Raw genomic sequence first — 265 nt, 5'->3', positions numbered from 1 at the left:
TCGCGCGCTACATCGGTCGCCACGGAAGCGGCCGCGCGAAGGGCCGCATTGCCAAAGCCGTGCTCATCGGCGCGGTGCCGCCGCTGATGCTCAAGACGCCCGCCAACCCCGGCGGCTTGCCGCGCGATGTCTTTGACGGCTTCCGCGCCAAGCTGCTGGACGACCGGGCGCAGTTCTTCAGGGACATTCCCACCGGCCCGTTCTACGGCTTCAACCGCCCGGGCGCGAAAGTCTCGCAGGGCCTCATCGACAACTGGTGGCGACA

The 265-nt window shown here is 68.7% G+C and carries 1 pseudogene; it reads left to right on the top strand.

Annotation, left to right across the window (positions count from 1 at the left end):
- A pseudogene (locus RAD10_RS42045) lies at positions 1-265 on the top strand (alpha/beta fold hydrolase); the annotation flags it as partial.

Source organism: Bradyrhizobium sp. 23AC (assembly GCF_054863025.1).
The sequence above is the reverse complement of the archived record's forward strand: the minus strand, read 5'-3'. Positions and strand labels throughout refer to the sequence as shown.